Source organism: Kitasatospora aureofaciens, from assembly GCF_001188955.3.
GTDB classification, from domain to species: domain Bacteria; phylum Actinomycetota; class Actinomycetes; order Streptomycetales; family Streptomycetaceae; genus Kitasatospora; species Kitasatospora aureofaciens.
The window spans coordinates 66,753-88,766 of sequence record NZ_JPRF03000026.1 but is presented as its reverse complement, the minus strand read 5'-3'; the positions used below and the strand labels follow the sequence as shown (position 1 = coordinate 88,766).

At 74.4% G+C, this 22,014-nt stretch carries 21 protein-coding genes and 1 pseudogene; 9 read left to right on the top strand and 13 right to left on the bottom strand.

The genetic code is table 11. The annotated features are described in order from the left end of the window. Positions 1–47: 47 nt before the first annotated feature. Together HS99_RS18250 and HS99_RS47835 are read left to right on the top strand one after the other, a co-directional pair. A complete protein-coding gene (locus HS99_RS18250) occupies positions 48–1,244 on the top strand; it encodes a cytochrome P450 family protein (protein WP_030554206.1) in 1,197 nt (398 codons plus the stop codon). A gap of 82 nt (positions 1,245–1,326) precedes the next feature. Then, positions 1,327–2,382: a TerD family protein gene (locus tag HS99_RS47835; protein ID WP_030554207.1), complete on the top strand. Its 1,056-nt coding sequence runs from the start codon at positions 1,327–1,329 to the stop codon at positions 2,380–2,382. A gap of 225 nt (positions 2,383–2,607) precedes the next feature. On the opposite strand, the gene HS99_RS18240 is transcribed toward HS99_RS47835, so the two are convergent. Further along, positions 2,608–3,291, bottom strand: a complete 684-nt coding sequence (locus HS99_RS18240) for a TetR/AcrR family transcriptional regulator (protein ID WP_030289745.1) — start codon at positions 3,289–3,291, stop codon at positions 2,608–2,610. Positions 3,292–3,417: 126 nt separating this feature from the next. Here HS99_RS18240 and HS99_RS18235 point away from each other — a divergent pair, with 126 nt between their 5' ends. Further along, positions 3,418–4,455 (top strand): aldo/keto reductase, encoded by a 1,038-nt coding sequence (locus HS99_RS18235; RefSeq protein ID WP_030554212.1) that lies wholly within the window; start codon positions 3,418–3,420, stop codon positions 4,453–4,455. A 141-nt stretch (positions 4,456–4,596) separates the two neighbouring features. On the opposite strand, the gene HS99_RS18230 is transcribed toward HS99_RS18235, so the two are convergent. Next, entirely contained in the window at positions 4,597–6,531 is a 1,935-nt protein-coding gene (locus tag HS99_RS18230) for an AfsR/SARP family transcriptional regulator (RefSeq protein WP_030554215.1), read from the bottom strand. A 170-nt stretch (positions 6,532–6,701) separates the two neighbouring features. On the opposite strand from HS99_RS18230, the gene HS99_RS18225 reads away from it, so the two are divergent. Then, entirely contained in the window at positions 6,702–7,586 is an 885-nt protein-coding gene (locus HS99_RS18225; RefSeq protein WP_030554217.1) for an alpha/beta fold hydrolase, read from the top strand. 9 nt (positions 7,587–7,595) lie between these two features. On the opposite strand, the gene HS99_RS45025 is transcribed toward HS99_RS18225, so the two are convergent. Next, complete coding sequence (locus tag HS99_RS45025) at positions 7,596–7,745, bottom strand: hypothetical protein (RefSeq protein ID WP_157846591.1); 150 nt, start codon at positions 7,743–7,745, stop codon at positions 7,596–7,598. Positions 7,746–8,016: 271 nt separating this feature from the next. On the opposite strand from HS99_RS45025, the gene HS99_RS18220 reads away from it, so the two are divergent. Together HS99_RS18220 and HS99_RS18215 are read left to right on the top strand one after the other, a co-directional pair. Further along, the gene (locus HS99_RS18220; RefSeq protein WP_030554219.1) at positions 8,017–9,510 is read left to right on the top strand and encodes an MFS transporter; all 1,494 of its coding nucleotides are present in this window, start codon (positions 8,017–8,019) and stop codon (positions 9,508–9,510) included. A 52-nt stretch (positions 9,511–9,562) separates the two neighbouring features. Continuing rightward, positions 9,563–10,204 (top strand): maleylpyruvate isomerase N-terminal domain-containing protein, encoded by a 642-nt coding sequence (locus tag HS99_RS18215; protein WP_030554221.1) that lies wholly within the window; start codon positions 9,563–9,565, stop codon positions 10,202–10,204. A 21-nt stretch (positions 10,205–10,225) separates the two neighbouring features. Here the strand turns inward: HS99_RS18215 and HS99_RS18210 are convergent, their stop codons facing one another. After that, on the bottom strand, positions 10,226–11,056 hold the full coding sequence (locus tag HS99_RS18210; protein WP_030289739.1) for an ABC-2 transporter permease: 831 nt from the start codon (positions 11,054–11,056) through the stop codon (positions 10,226–10,228). Next, the gene (locus HS99_RS18205) at positions 11,053–11,964 is read right to left on the bottom strand and encodes an ATP-binding cassette domain-containing protein (RefSeq protein WP_030554224.1); all 912 of its coding nucleotides are present in this window, start codon (positions 11,962–11,964) and stop codon (positions 11,053–11,055) included. The genes HS99_RS18210 and HS99_RS18205 overlap by 4 nt, the downstream gene beginning before the upstream one ends. Before the next feature lie 125 nt (positions 11,965–12,089). On the opposite strand from HS99_RS18205, the gene HS99_RS18200 reads away from it, so the two are divergent. Then, positions 12,090–13,280, top strand: coding sequence for a sensor histidine kinase (locus HS99_RS18200; protein WP_030289738.1), 1,191 nt, complete (start codon positions 12,090–12,092; stop codon positions 13,278–13,280). After that, complete coding sequence (locus HS99_RS18195) at positions 13,277–13,951, top strand: response regulator (RefSeq protein WP_030289737.1); 675 nt, start codon at positions 13,277–13,279, stop codon at positions 13,949–13,951. The genes HS99_RS18200 and HS99_RS18195 overlap by 4 nt, the downstream gene beginning before the upstream one ends. A gap of 22 nt (positions 13,952–13,973) precedes the next feature. Here HS99_RS18195 and HS99_RS18190 read toward each other — a convergent pair whose 3' ends face one another. From HS99_RS18190 to HS99_RS18160, 7 genes are all read right to left on the bottom strand, one after another. After that, positions 13,974–14,786, bottom strand: coding sequence for an SAM-dependent methyltransferase (locus HS99_RS18190; protein WP_030289736.1), 813 nt, complete (start codon positions 14,784–14,786; stop codon positions 13,974–13,976). A 100-nt stretch (positions 14,787–14,886) separates the two neighbouring features. Further along, positions 14,887–15,633 carry a hypothetical protein gene (locus HS99_RS18185; RefSeq protein ID WP_050366371.1) on the bottom strand — a complete coding sequence of 249 codons (747 nt, stop codon included), beginning with the start codon at positions 15,631–15,633 and terminating at the stop codon, positions 14,887–14,889. A gap of 154 nt (positions 15,634–15,787) precedes the next feature. Next, positions 15,788–17,107, bottom strand: a complete 1,320-nt coding sequence (locus tag HS99_RS18180; RefSeq protein ID WP_030554229.1) for an ABC transporter ATP-binding protein — start codon at positions 17,105–17,107, stop codon at positions 15,788–15,790. A gap of 8 nt (positions 17,108–17,115) precedes the next feature. After that, positions 17,116–18,855: an ABC transporter permease gene (locus HS99_RS18175; protein ID WP_030554232.1), complete on the bottom strand. Its 1,740-nt coding sequence runs from the start codon at positions 18,853–18,855 to the stop codon at positions 17,116–17,118. Between the two features lie 156 nt (positions 18,856–19,011). Then, positions 19,012–20,004 carry an SdpI family protein gene (locus tag HS99_RS18170; protein WP_050366370.1) on the bottom strand — a complete coding sequence of 331 codons (993 nt, stop codon included), beginning with the start codon at positions 20,002–20,004 and terminating at the stop codon, positions 19,012–19,014. Positions 20,005–20,072: 68 nt separating this feature from the next. Next, on the bottom strand, positions 20,073–20,420 hold the full coding sequence (locus HS99_RS18165) for a GntR family transcriptional regulator (RefSeq protein ID WP_030289731.1): 348 nt from the start codon (positions 20,418–20,420) through the stop codon (positions 20,073–20,075). A 57-nt stretch (positions 20,421–20,477) separates the two neighbouring features. Next, entirely contained in the window at positions 20,478–20,771 is a 294-nt protein-coding gene (locus tag HS99_RS18160; RefSeq protein WP_030289730.1) for a hypothetical protein, read from the bottom strand. Between the two features lie 194 nt (positions 20,772–20,965). On the opposite strand from HS99_RS18160, the gene HS99_RS18155 reads away from it, so the two are divergent. Continuing rightward, positions 20,966–21,610, top strand: a complete 645-nt coding sequence (locus HS99_RS18155; RefSeq protein ID WP_046386246.1) for a GNAT family N-acetyltransferase — start codon at positions 20,966–20,968, stop codon at positions 21,608–21,610. A gap of 115 nt (positions 21,611–21,725) precedes the next feature. Here the strand turns inward: HS99_RS18155 and HS99_RS41370 are convergent. Then, a pseudogene (locus HS99_RS41370) lies at positions 21,726–21,890 on the bottom strand (oxidoreductase C-terminal domain-containing protein); the annotation flags it as partial. Positions 21,891–22,014: the final 124 nt, after the last annotated feature.

Sequence of the window (22,014 nt, the reverse complement as noted above, 5' to 3'; positions counted from 1 at the left end):
ACTGACGCCCCGCCAGGGTGCCTGCCCGCGCCCCGTAGGCTGACCGGGTGACACCCCTCGACCCGACCGTGAAGTCCCTGCTCATCGACCCCTACGGCACCTACGCCGAACTGCGCGCCGAGGCGCCCGTCCAGCGGATCGTCGGCCCGGACGGGCTGCCCGTCTGGCTGGTGACCCGCTACCCGGACGTCCGCCAGGCCCTCGCCGACCCGCGCCTCGCCCTCGACAGGGCGCACGCCGCGCCCGGCAACTACCGGGGCTTCGCGCTGCCGCCCGCGCTGGACGCCAACCTTCTCAACATGGACCCGCCGGACCACACCCGGATCCGCCGCCTGGTCGCCCAGGCCTTCACCCCGCGCCGGATGGCCGCCCTGCGCGCGCCGATCGAGCGCGTCGCCGAGCAACTCCTCGACGCCGTCGAGGACACCGCCGGGCCCAGCCGCCGCGTCGACCTGCTCGCGCGCTACGCCGCGCCGCTTCCGATCACCGTCATCTGCGACCTGCTCGGCGTCCCCGAGGACGACCGGCACGACTTCCGGGCCTGGACCGACACCCTGATCACCCCGGACCCGGACCGCCCCGAGCAGGCCCGCGACGCCGTCAGGGCGATGCTCGCCTTCTTCACCGGCCTGATCGGGCGCAAGCGCGCCGAGCCGGCCGACGACCTGCTCTCCGACCTGATCGCCGTCCGGGACGAGCAGGACCGGCTGAGCGAGGAGGAACTGACCTCGCTCGCCTTCCTCATCCTCTTCGCGGGCTACGAGAACACCGTCCACCTGATCGCCAACGCCGTGCTCGCCCTGCTCACCCACCCCGAGCAGCTCGCCACGCTGCGCGCCGAACCGGAGCTGGTCGCGGGAGCAGTCGAGGAGTTCGCCCGCTTCGACGGACCTGCCCCGCTGGCCATCCGCCGCTTCCCGCGCGAGGACGTCACCATCGGCGGCGTCACCGTCCCGGCGGGGGAGACGGTGCTGCTCTCGCTCGCCTCCGCCAACCGCGACCCCGAGCAGTTCGGCGAGCCCGACCGGCTCGACCTGCGCCGCAGGGAGAGCGGCCACCTCGCGCTCGGCCACGGCATCCACTACTGCCTGGGCGCCCCGCTGGCGCGGATGGAGACGGCGCTCGCGATCACCGCCCTGCTGCGCCGCTTCCCCGCGCTGGCCCTGGGCGTCCCGGCCGAGCAACTGCGCCACCGGCCCACCATGAGGGCCCGTGGCCTGCTGGAACTCCCCGTCCGCTTCTGATCGAGGTCCCGGGAACCGGTGTGGCGTCTACAGCGTTGTCGTGGTCGAACAGCGTGATTCGGACGGTGGTGGAGGAAACCCCATGAGTGTGGCCCTGACGAAGGGCGGCAACGTCTCCCTTAACCGGCAGGCGCCCGGCGTGCGGTCCGTCCGGGTCTGCCTCGGCTGGACGGCCGGCCCCGGGTACGACCTGGACGCCAGCGCCCTGCTCTGCGGGGCGTCCGGAAAGGTCCTCACGGACCAGCACTTCGTCTTCTTCAACAACCTGCAGAGCCCGGACGGCGCGGTGCGTCACCTCGGTGCCGACGGCGGGGGCGGCGAGGGCGAGGACCGGGAGCGGATCGAGGTCCGGCTCGCGGACGTCTCGGCCGACGTGCAGAAGGTCGTCTTCGCGGTGGCGATCTACGATGCGGCGCAGCGCCGGCAGGCCTTCGGGCAGGTGCGCGGCGCGTACGTCCGGCTGACCGACGCGGACGGCGGCGCCGAGGTGGCCCGCTACGACGTGATCCCGGAGACGGGCAGCGAGACGGCGATGGTGTTCGGCGAGCTCTACCGGAACGGCGCGGACTGGAAGTTCCGCGCCGTCGGCCAGGGCTACGCCTCGGGGCTAGCGGGCATCGCCACCGACTTCGGCGTCGACGTCCTCCAGCCGGCGCCGGCCGCCCCCTCGGCCCCGGCGTCGGCCCCGGCCCCCGCGCCGCTGCCCCCGATGCCGGCGGCAGCGCCCGCCGCCGTCGTCCCCGCCGTTCCGAAGACCCAGCCAGCTACAGGGAGTTCGCCCGTGACGTGTTTCTTCGACCCCACCCACGGCGTCGGCTCGGCCGTGGTGCTGTGGCAGCCGCAGTGGGGCGTGCCGCGCCAGGTCGAGACCTGCGCGGCCTGTGCCCAGCGGGTGCAGACGACCGTCCCGCCGTTCTACACCCCGCAGCAGGCGGGCTACCCGCAGCAGCAGGTCCAGCCGCACGTGCCCGCCCAGCAGCAGGACCAGGGCGGCCGCCGCTTCGGGACCGGCGCCATGCTCGGCGCCGGTGCGGCCGGTCTGGTCGGCGGCATGCTGCTCAACGAGGCGCTGAGTGACGACGAGCCCCAGGTGGTCGTCAACAACTACTACGAGGACGACGACGACTCGTTCTTCTGAGCATCGTCGCCACTCCTCCTGCTCCCTCCCAACGGCCGGAACCGACGTACCGGTTCCGGCCGGTCCGGTCAGCCGACGACGACCGCCATCTGCCCGTAGGTCGCTGGAGCACATGCGGGAGACCTACGAGACCGACCCGCTCGATGAGCCTCCCATGCCGAACGGCCGCACCACGCAACCGCGTTGTGCGGCCGTTCCGGTACCCGGCCGTGCGGCCGGGCCCGTTCAGGGCTCCTGGCGCCGGTACGCCCCCGCCCGGGCGGCGGCCTCGGCGGCGGCCGCGGCGCGGTCGGCGGCCGGCTCGTCGAGCGGCTCGGCGGTGGTGAGCATCCGGTAGTAGAGCGGCGCCGAGACGGCCCGGATCACCTCGAACGGGTCGGTGTCCGGCGGGAGTTCGCCGCGTTCGACGGCCTCGGTGACGCACGGCGCCCATTCCTCCACCCGGCGCCGGTAGAAGTGCCGCAGGGCCTCGGCCGTCCCCGGATCGCCGTTGGCGGCGACGATGACGGCCCGGAACAGCGCGCCCTGCCGAGGGTCCGCCAGGGTCCGCCGGACCAGCCGGGCGTTGGCCCGGAGGTCCTCGGCGAGCGAGCCGCTGCGGGAGCGCGGCAGCGACTGCTCGGCCATGTCGGTGAGCAGGTCGGCGACCAGGGCGGTGGTGCTGCCCCAGCGGCGGTAGACGGTGGTGCGGCCGACCTCGGCCCGCTGGGCGAGGTCGGCGAGGTCGAGGCCGCCGAAGCCGTGCTCGACCAGGGCGTCCTCGGCGGCCCGCAGGACGGCGGCGCGGACCCGGGCGGTGCGGCCCCCCGGGCGGACGGTTCCGGGCGTCCCGGGTCTCTCGGGCGTGCCCGGCGTCCCGGGCGCGGCAGGGGCGGCGGACGCGGCGGCTTCAACCGGCTCGGCAGCCATTAACGGGATTCCTGTTCCATTAGTAGGGCGAAGTCTGCTAACTTCGAGACATCCTAACGGAACGGGAGTCCCATTAGGGGCTTCGAGGGGAGAACTGTCATGGCAACCACCATGGAATCCAACGGCATGGAGTACCGCCGGCTCGGCGCATCCGGACTCAAGGTCCCCGCGCTCAGCCTCGGCACCGGCACCTTCGGCGGCCGCGGCCCGCTGTTCGGCGCCTGGGGCACCACCGACGTCCAGGAGGCCCGCCGGCTGCTCGACATCGCCGTCGACGCGGGGGTCACCCTCTTCGACACCGCCGACGTCTACTCCGACGGCGCGTCCGAAGAGGTGCTCGGCCAGGCCGTCCGCGGCCGCCGCGACCGGGTGCTGATCTCCACCAAGGCCGGACTGCCGCTCGGCGACGGCCCGCAGGACGCCGGTACCTCCCGGGCCCGGCTCATCCGGTCGGTGGACGACGCCCTGCGCCGCCTCGGCACCGACTACCTCGACCTGTTCCAACTGCACGCCTACGACGCCGCCACCCCGATCGAGGAGGTACTGGCCACCCTGGAGGACCTGGTCCGCGCGGGCAAGATCCGCTACACCGGCGTCTCCAACTTCTCCGGCTGGCAGCTGATGAAGTCCCTGGACCTCGCCGACCGCCACGGCCGCCCCCGCTACGCCGCCCACCAGGTCTACTACTCACTGGTCGGTCGCGACTACGAGTGGGAGCTGATGCCGCTCGCCCGGCAGGAGGGCGTCGGCGCCCTGGTGTGGAGCCCGCTCGGCTGGGGCCGCCTCACCGGCCGGATCCGGCGCGGTGAACCGCTCCCGGCCGGCAGCCGGCTGCACGACACCGCCGACTACGGCCCGCCGGTCGAGGACGAGCTGCTGTACCGGGTGGTCGACGCCCTGGACGGGATCGCCGCCGAGACCGGCCGCACCGTCCCCCAGGTGGCCATCAACTGGCTGCTGCGCCGCCCGACCGTCTCCTCGGTCATCATCGGCGCCCGCAACGAGGAGCAGCTCCGGCAGAACCTCGGCGCCATCGGCTGGTCGCTGACGGAGGACCAGGTCGCCCGGCTGGACGCGGCCAGCGCCCGTACCGCGCCCTACCCGTACTTCCCGTACCGCCGCCAGGCCGGCTTCGCCCGGCTCGACCCGCCGCTGGCCGGGTGACCCGCCGCCGACCGGTTGACCTGCCGCCGGCCGGTGGGCCCGCCGCGGGGTCCGGTGCCCGGTCAGGCGATGACCTCCTCCACGATCGGGCATCAGCAGGTGCGGCTGCCCCGTCGCCGACTCCGGCCGCACCTGCGACCGTCAATTCCCGGCGCAGGCCTCCGCCTCCGCCAGGTACCGCGCCACCGGGCCCAGCGTCAGCATCCCGCTGGCCGCGCCGGCGTCCTCCGCGGCGGCGCCGCGCAGGGCGGCCGCGGCCCGGGCGGCGACGGTGCGTTCGCCGAGGCGGACGGCGGCGCGGGCCGTCAGGCACCACAGGGCCTCCTGGAGGTGGTCGTGCGGTGGTTCGGGCGCCGCGGCGAGGGCGGCCCGGGCCTCCGCGGTCCGGTCCTCGGCGAGCAGCACCAGGGGCCGGGTCCAGGGCCGGTACGGTCCCCAGTCGAGCCGCCGGTCGGTGGGCGCCGGCCGGTCGTGCAGCAGGCGCAGCCCCAGCAGGGCGAGCGGGAAGAGCCCGCGGTGCAGCCCCGGCATCCCGGCCGTCCGGAGGGCCTCCTCGGCGGCGCGGTACTCCGCCGCGGCCGTGGCGGCGGTCGGCCCGCCGGGTTCGGTGCTGCGGGCGGCCGTGACCCGGGCGCGGAGCCACCCGGTGAGGACGGGGACGAGCGGCGCCTCGGTGGTGGCGGCGAGCCCGTCGGCCGCCTCGGCGTGGGCGGTCGCGGCGTCCAGTTCGCCCAGAGCCGAGGCGGACTGCAGGCGGACGAGCCGGCCCAGTACGGCGAAGTTCGCCAGCCCGTGCCGGCCGCCCAGGTCGAGCAGCTCGGCGCCGATCCGGTCCCGGACCGGGGCCAGCCCGGGGCGGCCGAAGGACTGCAGGAACACCCCGTTGAGGGCGAAGGCCAGCAGGCCGGGATCGGCCAGGCCCCGGGCCAGCGCCTCGGCCTGCCTGGCCGCCCGCCCGGCGCGCACCGGTTCGGCCCCGGACAGGTCGGCGCTGCGGCTCTCGACGGCGATGGTGGCCAGGAGACGGGCCGACAGGTCGGCGGGCCCGTCGGGGCCGAGCGCGCTCAGGGTGCGCTCGGCGGCCTCCACGACCGCGCGCGACTGTTCGGGGTCGTCGGCCCGGCTCCAGAGCGCGGGCACGTCGTAGGCGCCGATGATCCGGGCGGTCAGCAGGAGGTCTCCGGTGCGTTCGGCCGCCCGGATCGCGGCGAGCCGGTCGCGCCGGGAGTGGACGAGGGCGTCGCCGCCCGCCAGGGCGAGGGTGCGGGCCAGCTCCACGGTGGTGCGCGGGCCGAGCCGCACGCCGGGGCCGGCCCAGGTGGCGCGGGCGGCCTCGCCGGGCGCGGGGCCGTTGAGGATCTCGGTCTCCAGGCGCCGGAGTTCGGCACCCGGGTCGAGCCCGAGCTGGTCGACGAGCATGCTGCGGGCGCGGCGGAGGACGGCCAGGGCATCGGCCTGGCGACCCGCCCGGTGCAGCGCACGGGCGAGCAGGCCCCAGGCCGGCTCGCGCCACGGGTGTTCGGCGACGTGGGCGCCCAACTCGGCGACGAGCTCGGCCCCCTGCCCGGAGTCGAGCAGAATCCGGGCGCGCAGTTCCACCGCCTCCAGCCGCAGCTCCTCCAGTCGGGCGCGCTCGCGCTGCGCCCAGGCGGAGTCGGGCACGTCGGCATAGGCGGGCCCGCGCCAGGCGGCGAGCACCGCGCCGAGTTCGGCCACCGCGCCGGGGTCGCGCCGGGCGCGGGCCAGGGTGTCCTGGAACCGGTGGGCGTCCACGTCCTCGCGGGGCAGGCGCAGCGCGTAACCGGGGCCCTCGGTGACGAGGACGCGCGGCGCGTCGCGCGGCGGACGGTCGGGTTCGAGGGCGCGGCGCAGCGCGGCGACGAAGGTCCGCAGGGCGCCCACGGCGCGGACCGGAGGGTCGGTCCACAGGTCGTCGACGAGGGTGTCGGTGGTGACCATCCGGCCCTCGGCGGCGACCAGCCGGGCCAGCACCTCGCGGTGGCGGGGGCCGCCCAGCTCCACCGGGCTGCCGTCGTCGCGGAGGGCCCGTACGGCTCCGAGCACGTCGATTCGCATGCCCCCATCCTCGGTGCCGGGGGTGGGCCGTGCCGAACCGCACTGATCGGTTGCTGATCGCGGTCGCCCACGCTGGTCGGGTCGGTTCCCGGCCCCGGTTCCGGCCCGAGCCTCCCGGCCCCGGCCCCCGGTTGCCGACGCCCAGTCCCAGACCCGAGAGGACGCCCCCCATGGCACCCACCATCCCCGGCTTCGACCACCTCCGCCTGCCCGGCGCGGACGGGGTGCAGCTGACCGCCGCGGTCGGCGGAAACGGCAGCGGAAGCCCGGTCGTGCTGCTGCACGGCTTCCCCCAGACCCACCTGATGTGGCGGCACGTCGCCGAGCGGCTCGCCGACGAGCACACGGTGATCTGCCCCGACCTGCGGGGCTACGGCGCCAGCGACAAGCCGGCCGGGACCGGTCCCGAGGTGTACGCCAAGCGCACCATGGCCGCCGACGTGGTGGCCCTGGCGGCCGCGCTCGGCCACGACCGCTTCGCGCTGGTAGGCCACGACCGGGGCGCCCTGGTCGCCTTCCGGGCCGGGCTGGACCACCCCGATACCGTCACCCACCTGGGCATCCTCGACGTCGTGCCGACGCTCGACATGTGGAACGTCCTGCACGGGGTGTCGGCGGCGGTCGGCTACCACCTGTACCTGATGGCGCAGCCGCCCGGCCTGCCGGAGACGATGATCGCGAACAGCGCGGACGCGTTCTTCGGTTCCTTCCTCGACGCCTGGGCGGACGATCCGGCCGTCCTGCCGCCGGAGGTCCGGGCCGAGTACCTGCGGGCGAGCGCCGCCGCGGTGGCCTCGATCGTCGCGGACTACCGGGCCTCGGCGGGCGTCGACGTCCGGCACGACCAGGCGGATCTGGACGCCGGGTCCCAGCTGGCGATGCCCGTGACGGTGGTCCAGCAGGACTGGGGAGCGCGGCTGGGCTACGACGCCGCCGCGGTGTGGCGGGCGTGGGCGCCGGACCTGGACCACCGGCTGACCGGTGCGGGGCACTTCATGGCGGAGGAGGCGCCCGAGGAGATCACCTCGGCCGTCCGGGACCTGCTGGCCCGCTGACCTGCCCGGTCAGACCCTGGCGCCGTCCTTCGCGCGGGCGCCGGCCTGGGCGTGGAGGAGGCGGTCGCCGTCGCGGCTGAGGTAGCCCTGGGTGGCCATCCGATCGAAGACCGGCTCCAGGACCTCGGGGGACCCGCTTGCGGGCGGTGACCAGGTCAAGGTCGGAGTGCCCGACGGCCGCGGCGTGCCGGGCGACCTCCATCAGCGCCCAGGCCCGGCGACCGACCCGGGTGTCGGCGTCGCCGTCGATGCCGCGGACGGTGTCCGGGTCCACGCCGCGCGCTCCGGGTGGGTACGGACGGGCCTCCCGGCTCGACGGGCCCGGGCCGCGGCGGACCCGGGTGGCGGCCCGCTGGGGGCCGGGCGAGGATGAGCCGGAGCAGAGCCAGGACCAGTCGGGACCAGTGCCCGGACCCCGGGAAGAGGCCCCATGACCTCCCAACCCTCCCGCGACGCGGAGAAGCCGCAGCCGCCCGGTGCCACCGCCGCCGGTGGGCGGGCCGAGGCCCGGCGCTGGCGGGCGCTGACGATCTGCCTGGTCGCCGGATTCATGACCCTGCTGGACGTCAGCATCGTGAACGTCGCGCTGCCCACCGTCCGGGCCGGGCTGCACATGTCGAACAGCGGACTCCAGTGGGTGCTCAGCGGCTACGCGCTCGCCTTCGGCCTGGTGCTCGTCCCCTCCGGGCGGCTCGGCGACGCCCGCAGCCGGCGCGCCGTCTTCCTCGCCGGGCTCGCCCTGTTCACCGCCGCCAGCGCGCTGGCCGGGGCGGCCCAGGACCAGGAGTGGCTGGTGCTGGCCCGGCTGTTCCAGGGCGCGGCCGGCGGGGTGCTGGTGCCGCAGGTGTCCGGCTTCATCCAGACCCTGTTCGAGGGCGCCGAACGCGGCCGGGCCTTCGGCGCGCTCGGCGCCACCATCGGACTGTCCACCGCCGTCGGGCCGCTGCTCGGCGGACTGCTGATCCACCTGTTCGGCCCGCAGGACGGCTGGCGCTGGGTGTTCCTGGTCAACCTGCCGATCGGCGTCGTCGCCCTGCCGATCGCCTACCGGCTGCTTCCGCCGCCCCGCCCGGCCGCCGAACGGGCCGGCCACCGCGACTTCGACCCGGTCGGGGTGCTGCTGCTCGGCGCCGGCACCGTCGCCCTGCTGCTGCCCTTCGTCCAGGGCCAGCAGTGGCACGGCCCGGCCCGCTGGCTGCTGCTGCCGCTGGCGGCCGTGCTGCTGACCGCCTTCGTCGGCTGGGAGCTGCACTATGCCCGGCGGCACGAACCGCTGGTCAGCATGGCCCTGTTCGGGGTGCGGCCGTACGCGGCGGGGGTGCTGCTGTCGCTGGTGTACTTCGCCGGGTTCACCGCGATCTTCTTCATCTTCACGCTCTACCTCCAGGCGGGCCTGCACTACTCGGCGCTGACGGCGGGCCTGGCGGTCACCCCCTTCGCGGTCGGCTCGGGCGTGGCCGCCGCCGTGGGCGGGCGGCTGGTCAGCCGGCTCGGACGCCGGCTGGTGGTGCTCGGGCTGCTGCTGGTGCTGCTCGGCCTGCTGGCCTCAGCCCTGGCCGTCCAGCTGTGGTCCGGGCCCTCGGTGGGCTGGACGACCCTCGGCCCGCTGCTGGTCGCCGGGGTGGGCAGCGGCCTGGTGATCGCCCCCAACCAGACGCTCACCCTCCAGCACGTGCCGCGCGCCCGCGCCGGCAGCGCCGGCGGCGTCCTGCAGACCGCCCAGCGGGTCGGCTCGGCCGTCGGCATCGCCGTCGTCGGCTCGGTCTTCTTCGCCCACGCCGCAGGACCCCACCCCGACTGGGCCCTCGCCTTCCAACTCGCCGACACGGTCGCCTCGGGCCTGGTCCTCGCGGCGCTGCTGGTGGCCCTGGCCGACGAGTGGGCGAACCAGCGGGAGAACGCTGGGCGCACCCAAGTTCCGTGACACCTTGTCCCGTCGGATAATCCGGGTGGACGGAAGCGGTGGGAGGTGCGGCATGACGGATGCCCGGGCGGACTTCCTGGCGGCGGCCGGCGCGGCCGAGGCGCTGCTGCGGCGGACGGAGGTGGCCGAGGGGTGGGCGCGGCCGAGTGCGCTGGCGCAGTGGAGCGTGGGCGGCCTGGCCGGGCACCTGGCGTACCAGGTGCTCTGCGTGCCGGAGGTGCTGGCCGCCCCGGTGCCGGTCGAGGAGACGGTGGGGCTGCTGGAGCACTACCGCCGGTCGCGGTGGATCGGCGCCGGGGTCGAGGCCGAGATCAACGTGCGGATCCGGCAGGGCAGTGAGGCGCTGGGGGCCTCCGGCCCCGCGGCGTTGAGCCGGCGCGTCTCCGGCACGCTCGCCGGGCTCCCGGCCGTCCTCCTGGGCGAGGACGGCCGCCGGCCGGTGCGGCTGCCGTTCTGGGGCGCCTGGTCGCTGACGCTGGACGACCTGCTGGCCACCCGGACGATGGAGCTGGCCGTCCATGCGGACGACCTCGCGGTCAGCGTCGGTGCGCCGACCCCCGAACTCCCGCCGGGGACGGCCGAGTCGGTGATCGTCCTGCTGACCCGGCTGGCGGTGCGCAGGCACGGCCAGGTGAGCGTGCTGCGGGCGCTCAGCCGGGCCGAGCGGGCGCCGGGCAGCATCGCGGCCTTCTGATCACTCGCGGCCGTCCGACCGTCAGTGGTCGCGGCGCTGGATCACCACCGTCGCGATGGCCACCGAGGCGAGCGCCCACACCCCGTACGTGGTCCAGGCGCCCGCGACGGTGGCCGGGTAGTCGGTCGGCCGCATGCCCGCCAGGGTGATCCGGGCCAGGCGCTGCCAGGCGGGAAAGGGCAGGGCGTGCAGCAGGTCGGCGGTCCAGCGGTAGCGCTCGGTGACCAGGGACGGCAGGAAGAACAGCACCACCACGGTGCCGACCACCGCGCCCGCACTGTGCCGGATCAGCGTGCCGAGGCAGAGCCCGACCAGTCCGCACACCGGGGCGAACAGCGCGGCGGCGGCCACGTACCGCAGGGCCGTCGGGTCGCTCAGGGACTGCCCGATGCCCCGGTCGGCCAGGATCGCCTGGGTGAGGCCGAAGGAGACGCCCGCGGTGACCGTCCCGAAGCCGAGCAGCACCGCCGTCAGCACCGCCGCCTTGGCCAGCAGCACCGCGCGGCGGTCGGGGACGGCGGCCAGGGTGGTGCGGATCAGCCCGGTCGCGTACTCGCCCGCGATGACGATCGCTCCCAGGCCGCCGCCGACCAGCATCAGGATGTCGGCGGAGGCCGTGATGAAGGAGTCGTCCAGCGCGACCTGCGCCATCACCGCCGGATCGCCGTCGCCCGGCGTGTAGTGGTCGTGGGTGTACTGGGCGGACTTGAGATCGGCGGCGACGACGAGCAGCGTGGCGAGGCCGAGCACCCAGGGGATCGAGCGCAGCGACCAGAACTTGAGCCACTCGGCGGCGAGCAGGTCGCCGAAGCGGTGGCGGCGAACGGGGGTCGGGAGGGTGGCGGTGCTCATCGGGGCTCTCCGGCGAGGTATTCGACGCTGTCGGCGGTCAGTTCCATGAAGGCCTCCTCCAGGGAGGCGCCGCGCTCGGTCAGGGCGTACAGCAACAGACGCTGTTCCAGGGCGAGTTCGCCGATACGGCCGGCGTCCAGGCCGGTGACGTCGAGGCTGCCGTCCGGGCCGGGGCGTATCTCGGCGCCGGCGGCGCGCAGCACGGCGGTCAGCCGCTCGGGTTCGGCGGCGCGCACGGTGACGGCGGCCCGGCCTGCCCGGGCGGCGAACTCGGTGAGGCTCTCGTCGGCGATCAGCCGTCCGCGGCCGATCACCACCAGCCGGTCCGCGGTGTGCTCCATCTCGGCCATCATGTGGCTGGAGACGAAGACCGTCCGGCCCTCCGCGGCGAGTCGGCGGAACAGCCCGCGCACCCACAGCACGCCCTCCGGGTCAAGTCCGTTCAGCGGCTCGTCGAAGAGCAGGACGGGCGGGTCGCCGAGCAGGGCGCCGGCGATGCCCAGGCGCTGCTTCATGCCCAGCGAGTAGCCGCCGATCCGCCGACCGGCGGCGTCGGTGAGTCCGACCTCGGCCAGCACCTCCTCCACCCGGCCGCGCGGGATCGCGTTGCTGCGGGCCAGCACCCGCAGGTGGGCCACGCCGGTGCGTCCGCCGTGGACGTCGCCCGCGTCGAGCAGCGCGCCGACCTCTCGCAGGCCGCGCGGCAGCCCGCGGAAGGCCCGGCCGTCGACGGTGACGGTGCCCGAGGTGGGGTCGTTGAGGCCGAGGGCCATCCGCAGGGTGGTGGACTTGCCCGCGCCGTTGGGGCCGAGGAAGCCGGTGACGTGGCCGGGGCGGACGGTGAAGGTCAGCCGGTCGACGGCCGTTCGGCGGCCGTAGCGCTTGGTCAGTTCGTTGACTTCGATCATGGGCACCACGGTGCCGGGGGAGCCCCGACCGCCGCATCGGACCGGTGTCGACACCGCGGGTCTGCCCCGGTCGTACAACCACGGTTGGATGACGGCGCCCACCCCCGTCGTTACGATCTTGAACCATGCCCGCTACACCCACGCCCCCGTTGATCCGGCGCCTCCCGCCCGAGGCCTGGGTCGCCCTCGCCTGGTGCGTGGCCGTCGCCTATCCCGCCCTGGCGCTCCGCGACACCGGATGGCGGCAGTACGGCGGCGCCGCCGCGCACGGCGGCCTGCCGTTCACTTTGGGTGATACGGCAATAGCCTTCGCCGGCGCCGCGCTGGTGCGCCGGGTACCGGTGCTCTCGGTCGCCGTGCTGCTGATCGCCACCTGGACCGAGACCGACGGCTGGGCCGCCAAGCACCAGGTGCCCCCCACCGCGTTGCTCGCCGTGGACGTCGCGCTCTTCGTGATCACCGCCCGAGGGACGCGTCGAAGTTCGCGCGCCGCCTTCGCTCTGGTGATGACCTTCCTGGTCCTGCACATCGGCATGGTCCCGGGCAACACCGTGGGCGTCTTCACCGGGACCCGCATCGGCTCGGCCGACGGCGCCGCGCTGCTCGCCCTGGTCGCCTGGCTGGCCGGGCGCTCGCTGCGGCAGAACCGGGAACACGCCGAAGCCCTGAGCAGCAGGGCCGCCGTCGAGGCGGTGACCGCCGAACGGCTGCGGATCGCCCGGGAGATGCACGACACCGTCGCCCACAGCCTCGGAATCGTCGCCCTCCAGGCCGGCGCCGCCCGCCGGGTGATCCACCGCCGGCCCGAGCGGGCCGAGCAGGCGCTGGGCGAGATCGAGGCCGCCGGCCGGGAGACCCTGGCCGCGCTGCGCCGGATGCTGGTCGCTCTGCGGCAGGCCGACGGCGAGGTGTCGGACACCGTCCCGCACGGCCTGGCCGACCTCGACCGGCTGGCCGAGACCACCACCGCGGCGGGCGTGCGGGTCGAGGTGCGGCGCTCGGGTGAACCGGGGCCGCTGCCACCGGAGATCGACCTCTCGGCGTTCCGGATCATCCAGGAGTCGGTCACCAACGTGGTGCGCCACGCGGAGGTTCGCGACTGCCTGGTGACCGTCGGCCGTACCGCGGGGGAGCTCTCCGTCGAGATCACCGACCGCGGCCGGGGCCACGGCGCCGCGCCCGGCAGCGGCTTCGGGCTGGCCGGGCTGCGCGAGCGGGTCGCCCTGCTGCACGGCGAGTTCGAAGCCGGGCCGCGCCCGGACGGCGGCTTCCGGGTCGCCGCCCGGCTGCCGATCCCCGGGGAGGAGACCGCATGATCCGCGTCGTACTGGCCGACGACCAGCCGCTGGTACGGGCCGCCCTGGAGATGGTGATCACGGAGACGGCGGACGTCGAGGTGGTCGGCGAGGCGGGCGACGGCGCCGAGGCCGTCCGGCTGGCCGCCGAACTGCGGCCGGACGTCGTGGTGATGGACATCCGGATGCCCGGCACCGACGGCATCGAGGCTACCCGGCAGGTGACCGCCGCCGGCGGGCCGACCAGGGTGGTGGTGCTCACCACCTTCGACGAGGACGAGCACGTGTACGCGGCGCTGCGCGCCGGGGCTTCCGGCTTCCTGGTCAAGGACATGGCGCTGGACGACATCCTCGCCGCGGTGCGGGTGGTCGCCGCGGGGGACGCGCTGATCGCGCCGAGCGTCACCCGGCGGCTGATCGGAGCCTTCGCCGGGCAGCACCCGAAGCTGAACCCGAACCCGGCCGCGGTCCCGGCGTCGCGCCGGCTGGACGCGATCACCGACCGGGAGCGGGAGATCCTCACTCTGGTCGGCCGGGGCCTGTCCAACACCGAGATCGCCGCCGAACTGGTCCTCAGCATCGCCACCGTGAAGACCTACATGACCCGGCTGCTGGCCAAACTGGACGCCCGCGACCGGGTCCAACTGGTCATCCTGGCCTACGAGACGGGCCTGGTCTCCGTCCCCGGCTGACCGGGCCCCCGTGGTGCGCCGATCAGTTCTTGACGGCCACGCCCGCGTACATCGCGATGTCCCGGTCGCGGATCGCCGGGGCGTCGGCGTCCGGCCGCCAGTGGTGGACCAGGGTGACGCCCGGGTCGAGCAGTCGGTAGCCGTCGAAGAAGGCCTCGGTCTCCGCCTTGTCGCGGATCTGCAGCGGGATGCCGCGGGCGTTGTACTCCCGGCCGACGCCGCCCACACCGACCGGGTCGGTGTCCCCGGTGAACACGGTGAGGGCGAGGAAGCTGCCGGGCGCCAGGGTGTCCATGAAGCGGCGCACGATGCCCTGCGGGTCGTCCTCGTCGAGCACGAAGTGCACGATGGCGATCAGCGAGAGCGCCACCGGCTGCGCGAGGTCGAGCACCTCGCGCAGCCGGGGGTTGCCCATGATCGACTCCGGGTCGCGGAAGTCGGCCTCCACGTAACAGGTGCGGCCCTGGGGCGTGCTGGACATCAGGGCCCGGGCGTGGGTCAGCACGATCGGGTCGTTGTCCACGTACGCGACCCGGGCCTCGGGGGCGATCGTCTGGGCGATCTCGTGCACGTTGGGCGAGGTGGGGATGCCGGTGCCGATGTCCAGGAACTGACGGACCCCGTACTGCTCGGTGAGGTGGCGCACCGAGCGCTGCATGAAGTCGCGGGTGGTGCGCATCGAGATCGGCAGCGCCGGCCAGGCCTGCACCGAGGCGTGGGCGGCGGCCCGGTCCGCCTCGAAGTTGGTCTTTCCGCCGATGAGGTAGTCGTAGACCCGGGCCGAGTGCGGCACGTCCATCCGCAGATCGACCGACGGGTGTTCCTCGTTCGTCACGCTCGTGCTCCCCGTAGCTGGGCATCCGTCACGGGCCGCCGCGAAGGTTGGCCTTGGAGCGCATGGTAACGGCGTGCCAGTGCGACGAGTTGACGAACGCTCAGGTCTGCGACGCCTCCGGACCCCGTACCTCCAGTCCCACCGCCTGACGGGGGAGCGCCCCGGACCCGGCCCGCCCGCCGCGCCCCGCCGCCAGCTCCACCGCCGCTCCGATCCAGGCCGCACCGAACGCCCAGGTCGCCACCCACTCGCACAGGTACATCGGCCGGACCGCCCAGTCCGCCCCGAACCCGGACAGCCCCGCGACCGCCGCCGCCACCAGGGCGACCAGGATCAGCACCCCCGCCGCCAGGTACGCCGCACCGACCCGGGCCGGTTGCGTCGAGCGCGGATTGCGGAACGAGTACAGGCAGAACAGCGCCAGCATCACGAACAGCAGCGCGGCGAACACCAGATGGAACACTCCGACCGTGCGCTGAAGCCCGGTCGGATCCTGCGGCGCCGGCGGGCACAGCGCCACCCCCAGCGCGAACAGCCCCGCCGCCGTGCTCCACCGGTCGTCCCGCCGGTCGAAGCGGTAGCAGACCAGGAACACCCCCAGCGCGCACAGCGCCCCGACGAAGACGTTGCGCGTCCCCGTGTAGTACGCGGCGCTCATCGACGCGGGCCAGAACCCGTCCGTCGAGCGCCCCGTGACCTCGTCCGCCAGCCAGTTGCCCAGCGGCAGGGCCGGCGGCAGCAGCACGCCGATCGCCCCGACGCCGAAGCGCAGGAAACTGACTGTTCGCTCGTCCTGGACGGTCTGTTCTGGATCGGTCGTTCTCCGAACGCTCCGGTCGTCGCTCACGGACGCCTCCTCGCTGGTCCGCGCGATGGTTGCCGCCAACTGGTGTACCCGCCCGGGAGGTCGCCCCACCACCGAAAAGGGTGGTTTGGCGCGTGTCCGTCGGCGAGCCCTCGCACCGACGCCGGCGACCGTCGGGATCAGGACCGACCGGTGCTCACAACGCGGCCTCCGCGCCGGGTTCGAGGGAGAACTCGGCGTCGTCGGCGTCGTAGTCGTACAGCTCCCCGTAGCGGCCCCAGTCGATGGCGGTCTCCAGCTGCCGCCGGGCGTCCTCGGTGTCGAAGCCCGCGCGCAGCAGGTCCAGGAAGAGGTCCTCGCGCAGCTTGTGGTCCTCGGTGGCGGCCAGCGACTGCACGATGGCGCGCACCAGCGGGGCGTGGCGGGCGGCGTTGCGGGCGAAGAGCTGCTTGCTGGTGAGGATGTCGGCGGCGGCGAACTCGCGGCCCGCCGGGGTGATGGCGAAGCGGCCGTCGGTGGTGCGGGCGAGGTTCAGCAGGACGGCGGCGTCGACCAGCGGGAGCAGGTCGTCCACCTCGAAGTTCAGTTCGTCGGCGATCTCGGCGAGGCCCTCCTCGCCGCCCATGGAGAGCAGGATCTCCAGCAGACCGGCCAGTCCGCCGACGGTGGCGGGCGGCAGCGGCGTGGTGATCGGGGTGGCGGCCTGGGGGGCGGCGGGCTCGGCGACGGGCTGCTCCCCGCGGCCGGTGAGGATGCCGTAGACGGTGTCGACGAGGGCCTCGAACTGGGCGGTGCGGCGGTCGCGCGGGCGCGGGAGGTCGACGGTCAGCTCCGAGCGGATCCGGCCGGGGTTGGAGGACAGCACCAGGATCCGGTCGGCCAGCAGCACCGCCTCCTCGATGTTGTGGGTGACGATCAGGATCGACCTGACCGGGGCCTCGTGGCCCTCCCACAGCCCGACCAGTTCGTTGCGCAGGTTCTCGGCGGTCAGCACGTCCAGGGCGGAGAACGGCTCGTCCATGAAGAGCGCGTCCGGCTCGACCACCAGTGCGCGGGCGAAGCCGACCCGTTGGCGCATCCCGCCGGACAGCTCCTTGGGGTAGGCGCCCTCGAAGCCGTCCAGGCCGATCAGGTCGATCGCCCGCAGGGCTCGCTCGCGCCGCTCGTCCTCGCCCACCCCGCGGGCCTGGAGGCTCAGTTCGACGTTCTGCTGGACGGTCAGCCAGGGCAGCAGCGCGAAGGACTGGAACACCATCGCCACCCCCGGGTTGGCGGCCCGCAGCGGCGTGCCGCGGTAGGTGACCGTCCCGGAGGAGGGCGGGATCAGCCCGGCCAGGCAGCGCAGCAGGGTGGACTTGCCGGAGCCGGACTTGCCGAGCAGGGCGACGATCTCGCCCTCGGCCAGGTGCAGGCTGATGTCGTCGAGCACCGGCAGCGCCCGCCCGTCCGGGGTGGTGAAGGTCTTGGTGACGGCGGAGGCTCCGACGATCGCGGTGCGGGTGGCGGCGCTGGTCACGGTCTTCCTCACAGGGCGTAGCGGGTCTCGGAGAGCCGGTAGAGCCGGCGCCACAGCAGCCGGTTGAGCGCGACCACGTACACGCTCATCACGCTCACCCCGACCAGGATCTGCGGGAAGGCGCCGGTGCCGGTGGCCTCGGCGATGTACGAGCCGAGACCGGTGGCGGTGAGGTGGTGCGAGCCGTAGTCCACCACCTCGGCCACGATGGAGGCGTTCCAGGCGCCGCCGGCCGCGGTGATGCCGCCGGTGACGTAGTACGGGAAGATCGCCGGGAGGACGAACGCGCGCCAGCGCAGCCGGCCGCGGACCTGGAAGCCGGTCATCGCCTCGCGCAGGTCGCTGGGGATCGCGGAGGCCCCGGCGACGACGTTGAACAGGATGTACCACTGGGCGCCGAGGGCCATCAGCAGCACCGCGCCGAGGTCCAGGGAGATCCCGAGGGCGACGAACGCGGCGGTGGCGAAGGGGAACAGGAAGTTCGCCGGGAAGCTGGCCAGCACCTGCACCGCCGGCTGGGCGAACCGGGTGACCCTGGGGTTCATGCCGATCCAGACCCCGATCGGCACCCACACCGCGGTCGCCGCCACCAGCAGCACCAGTACCCGTGCGAAGGTGACCGCGCCGAGGGCGAAGGCGTGGCCGAACTCGCCGAGGCCGACGGTGGTGTGGACGTAGTCGAAGGCCTTCCAGGCTCCGAAGACCACCACGACGGCGACCGCCCCGGCGAAGAACACGTCCCCGGTGCGCTCCCGGGCGGCGGGGCGGGCGAGCGGGTGCTCGGCCAGGCCGAACACCCGCATGGCGCGGTCCAGCGCCGGCCCGAGCGGCCGCAGCGGCCGGGCGGCCAGCTCCGGGAGGCTGGAGCGGCGCAGCAGGTCGAGGACGACGCTGCGCGGGCGGTCCGCGGACTCCGACTCCTCCACCCGGAACCGTTCGGACCAGGCCGTCATGGGCCGCCAGAACAGCACGTTGACGCCGATCACCATGACGACCATCACGCCGATCGCGATGCCGACCTGGCCCAGGTCCCCGTTGCCGATGGCGGTGGCCGCGTAGGAGCCGATGCCGGGCAGCGCGTAGCGGTGGTTGAGCACGCTGATCGACTCGGAGGCGGCGAGGAAGAACCAGGCCCCGCCGAAGCTCATCATCCCGTTCCAGACCAGCGGGATCATGCCGCTGGGCACGTCCAGGCGCCAGAACCGCTGCCACTTGGTCAGCCGCATCACCCGGGCCGCCTCGTCCAGTTCGCGCGGCTGGCTGACCAGGGAGTAGTAGAACGCGAAGGTCATGTTCCAGGCCATCGAGGTGAAGATGGCGAAGACCGAGGCGCATTCCAGGCCGAGCGTGGAGCCGGGGAAGAGGTTGATGAAGGCGGTGACGGTGATCGACAGAAAGCCCAGGATCGGCACCGACTGGAGGACGTCCAGGATCGGCAGCAGCACCTTCTCCGCCCGTCGCATCCGGGCCGCGGCGCTCGCGTAGACGAAGGTGAACAGCACCGAGGCGAACAGCGCGACGAACATTCGCAGCAGCGAACGCACCGCGTAGAAGGGGAGGTTCGACAGGTCGGTGGAGACGGTGGCGGGGGCCTGGTCGGGCAGGAACGGGGCGTCCAGCGAGGGGGCGAGCCGCAGCAGCCCGTACAGGCCGGCCACCAGCGCGGCGGCGACCAGGACGTCCACCCAGCGCAGTTCGGGGCGGCGCCACACGCTGCGCGAGGGGAAACCGCCGCTGCCGCCGGCCACCCGTACCACCGTCCGTCCACTGCTCGCCTGCGGGCCTGGCCGACGTCCGGGGTCCGGTCACAGGTCGCGGCCGCTGGTTCGGCCGCGCACCAGCCTCGCCGCAGACGGACCGGCCCGCCACCGGAGGGCTGCTCACGGGTGGCGGGCCGGGCGGGCTCAGTGCTCGGCGGCGCCGGCGGTACGGGCGATCAGTGCGTTGAGCAGGGCGGCGCCGCGCTCGGCGTCGTCGACGCTGACCGCGAAGTCCCGCCCGCGCCGGGTGCGGACCACCAGGCAGGCGCCCCGGCGCAGGAACACGACGCTGCCCCCGCGGTGGACCCGGTAGCCCCAGCCGCCGGCCTCGCGGGCGGTCAGCTGCTCGACCCGCGCCGAGACCAGTTCGGCGGGCGCCAGGCGCCGGGCGGGCCAGCCGAACGGGCCGAAGCCGATGTGCAGACCAGCCTCTGTCACCCGGACCCGCACCGAGGAGCAGAGCAGGGCGACCACCGCGCCGAGGCCGAAGAACGTGACCGCCCGCCAGTCGACGGACCCGGTGCGCCCGCTCGCGGCGAGCATCACTCCCGGTACGGAGAGCAGCCCCAGCACCGAGGAGAGTGCCTGCAGCCAGTGGTTGGAGGCCTGGGAGAGCCAGACCAGCCGCTCACCGGCGCCCGGCACCAGCACCGGCGCCCCGATCCGGGTGGCCTGGGCGCCGGCGGTGCCAGTGACGCCGGTGATGCCGGTGATGCCGGTGAAGGCGCTGGTGTCGGCGGGCCGTCGGGTCGCCAGCCAGGCCAGGGCACCCGCAAGACCGGCCGCCACGACGATCAGGACCACCTCGACACCCATCGGCGCGGCGTCCTGCCAGCGGGCGCGGTCCAGGTTGGCGCGCACGATGGAGGCCTGCGCCCCGCTCAGCAGCACCCCGGTGGCGGCCAGTACCGGCCCGGCGAGGCCGCGGGCCCGGCCCGGCCGGAACCGGAGCGCGACGGCGAGGACGGCCGCGACCAGTAGCCAGATGACGGCCGGGAACAGCGCCGCCGTCGTGAGCGGCATCGAACCGTCCGGGCGGCTCCCGCTCCAGTGGGTCGCGACCCGGTCCGGCAGCCGGTCGCGCGCGCTCATCGGCAGCGCGACCAGCAGCGCGGCCACACCGAGCGTCCAGACCACCGCCCCCCACAGTGCTCCGCGGTGTACCGGTCCCTCCGGGACGGGCCCTTTCGCAGGCTCTTCGTCCGTCACGACATCCCCCTGATCAGATCCACGAGATCGTTCCTGCTGTAGCCGGACCGGGCCGCATCCGCAATCAACTGCCTCACGCGGTCGACCAGTTCGGCACGGGTTCCGGCGTCGGTCGCGACCGTGATGCCACGGCCCCGGCGGAACTCCAGCACCCCCTCGTCGCGCAGGGCGCGCAGCCCGCGCAGCACGGTGTTGGTGTTCACCCCGAGGGCCCGGGAGAGCTCCCGGGCGGGCGGCAGCTTGTCGCCGGGGGCGCACTCGCCCTCCGCGACGGCCCGTCGGATCGCGCCCGCCACCTGCTCGTGCAGGGGGCGGGCGTCGCCAAGGTCCAGCTTCAGCAACATGGTGCTAGTGACGATAGCACCATGCGGTCGTGGTGTCGGGGGTGCGGCCCCGCCGGCTCAGGGGATGAAAAGGCTCTGCGCCCCGGTGACCCGGCTGTCGTCGCCGGCCTGGATCACTTCGAGGACGTCTCCGGTGCAGTCCGCGCCGGAGTGGATCTCCGCCGCCTCGTCCGTGAGGTTGTCGACGATGCTGGCGGCCCCGTCCAGTGCGTAGCACCCGGAGGGGTCCGTCCGGGTCGTGCCGTTGATGGCCAGGTCTCCGGTGGCCGCGGTGGCCGGACCGGTGCTCAGGGCGAGGACGGCGGCCGTCATCAGGGGGACGCCGAGGGCGGCGTTGAGGGTGAATTTCATGCCGCATGCATAACCCGTCCGGGGTGACGCCTCGCCGGGTCAGGGCGGGGGTTCCCCCCGGAGGGCGCCTCGCGGTGGGCCGAATGCTCCCCGGGCCCGCCCCTGCTGTCCGTCAGCAATGCCTCGTGGCAGGGAAGTTGCTGCCCCCCGGCCGGGGTGACGGGGATAAGTGCGCGCAGAATGTCCGTATGCGGATGACGAACACGGGTGCGGACCCGATCGAGACTTCGAACAAGGCTGCGAACGCGGCCGCGAACAAGCCGAGGGCGGTGACGGGCGAGGACGTCGGCGCGGTCTCCCGGCTGCTGGCCAGGGCCTTCGAGGACGATCCGATGATGTGCTGGTTCTTCCCGGAGGCCGCCACGCGCCCCGCCGCGCTGGGCGGGTACTTCACCACACTGTTCACCCGGCAGTACCTGCCGTACGGCCTGTGCGAGCGCACCGAGCACGCGGCCGCCTTCTGGGTGGCCCCGGAGGCGCAGGAGAAGGCCGTCCCGGACGAGGGGACGATTCGGGAACTCGCGGAGCTCCTGGGCGACCGGGCCCACTGGTTCCGGCAGTGCGTAGAGGCGGCCGCCGCCAACGCGCCGCAGGAGGCGCACTGGTACCTGGCGGTGCTCGGCGCGGACCCGGTCGCGCAGCGCCGGGGACAGGGCGCCGCCCTGCTGCGCTCGGGGCTGGCCAGGGCGGACGCGGCGGGGCTGCCGGTCCACCTGGAGTCCTCGAAGGCCGAGAACCTCGCCGTCTACCGGCACTTCGGGTTCGAGGTACTGGAGGAGGTGCCGCTGCCGGGCGACGGTCCGACCCTGTGGACGATGCGGCGTGCCCCGCGCGGCTGAGGCCCCGCAACGACCGGTCGTCGCCTGGGACGACCCGGCGCGGGGCCCGGACCGCGTCGCGCGACACCGGCGGGGCTGCGTTCCGGCGGCTGACGGCTGTGGGGCCGGGCCGGGCTCAGACCTCCCCGAGCGGGACGTCCGGGTCGGCCAGGGCCTCCGGGTCCACCACCCGCCGGGAGCGCACCAGTTCGCGGATCGGGTCGGTGACGTCCCAGACGTTGACGTTCATCCCCGCGAGCACCCGGCCGCCGGAGAGCCAGAAGGCGATGAACATTCCAGTTTTCACTCGAAGGAGTGAGGAGCTGACGAGCTGTCAGCTGCGCTCCGGGCTACTTGCGAGTATCCCGTGGGGGATCCACCCGCGGCCCGGACGTGGGGGTGGGTGCCCGCCGGTGGACACGCCG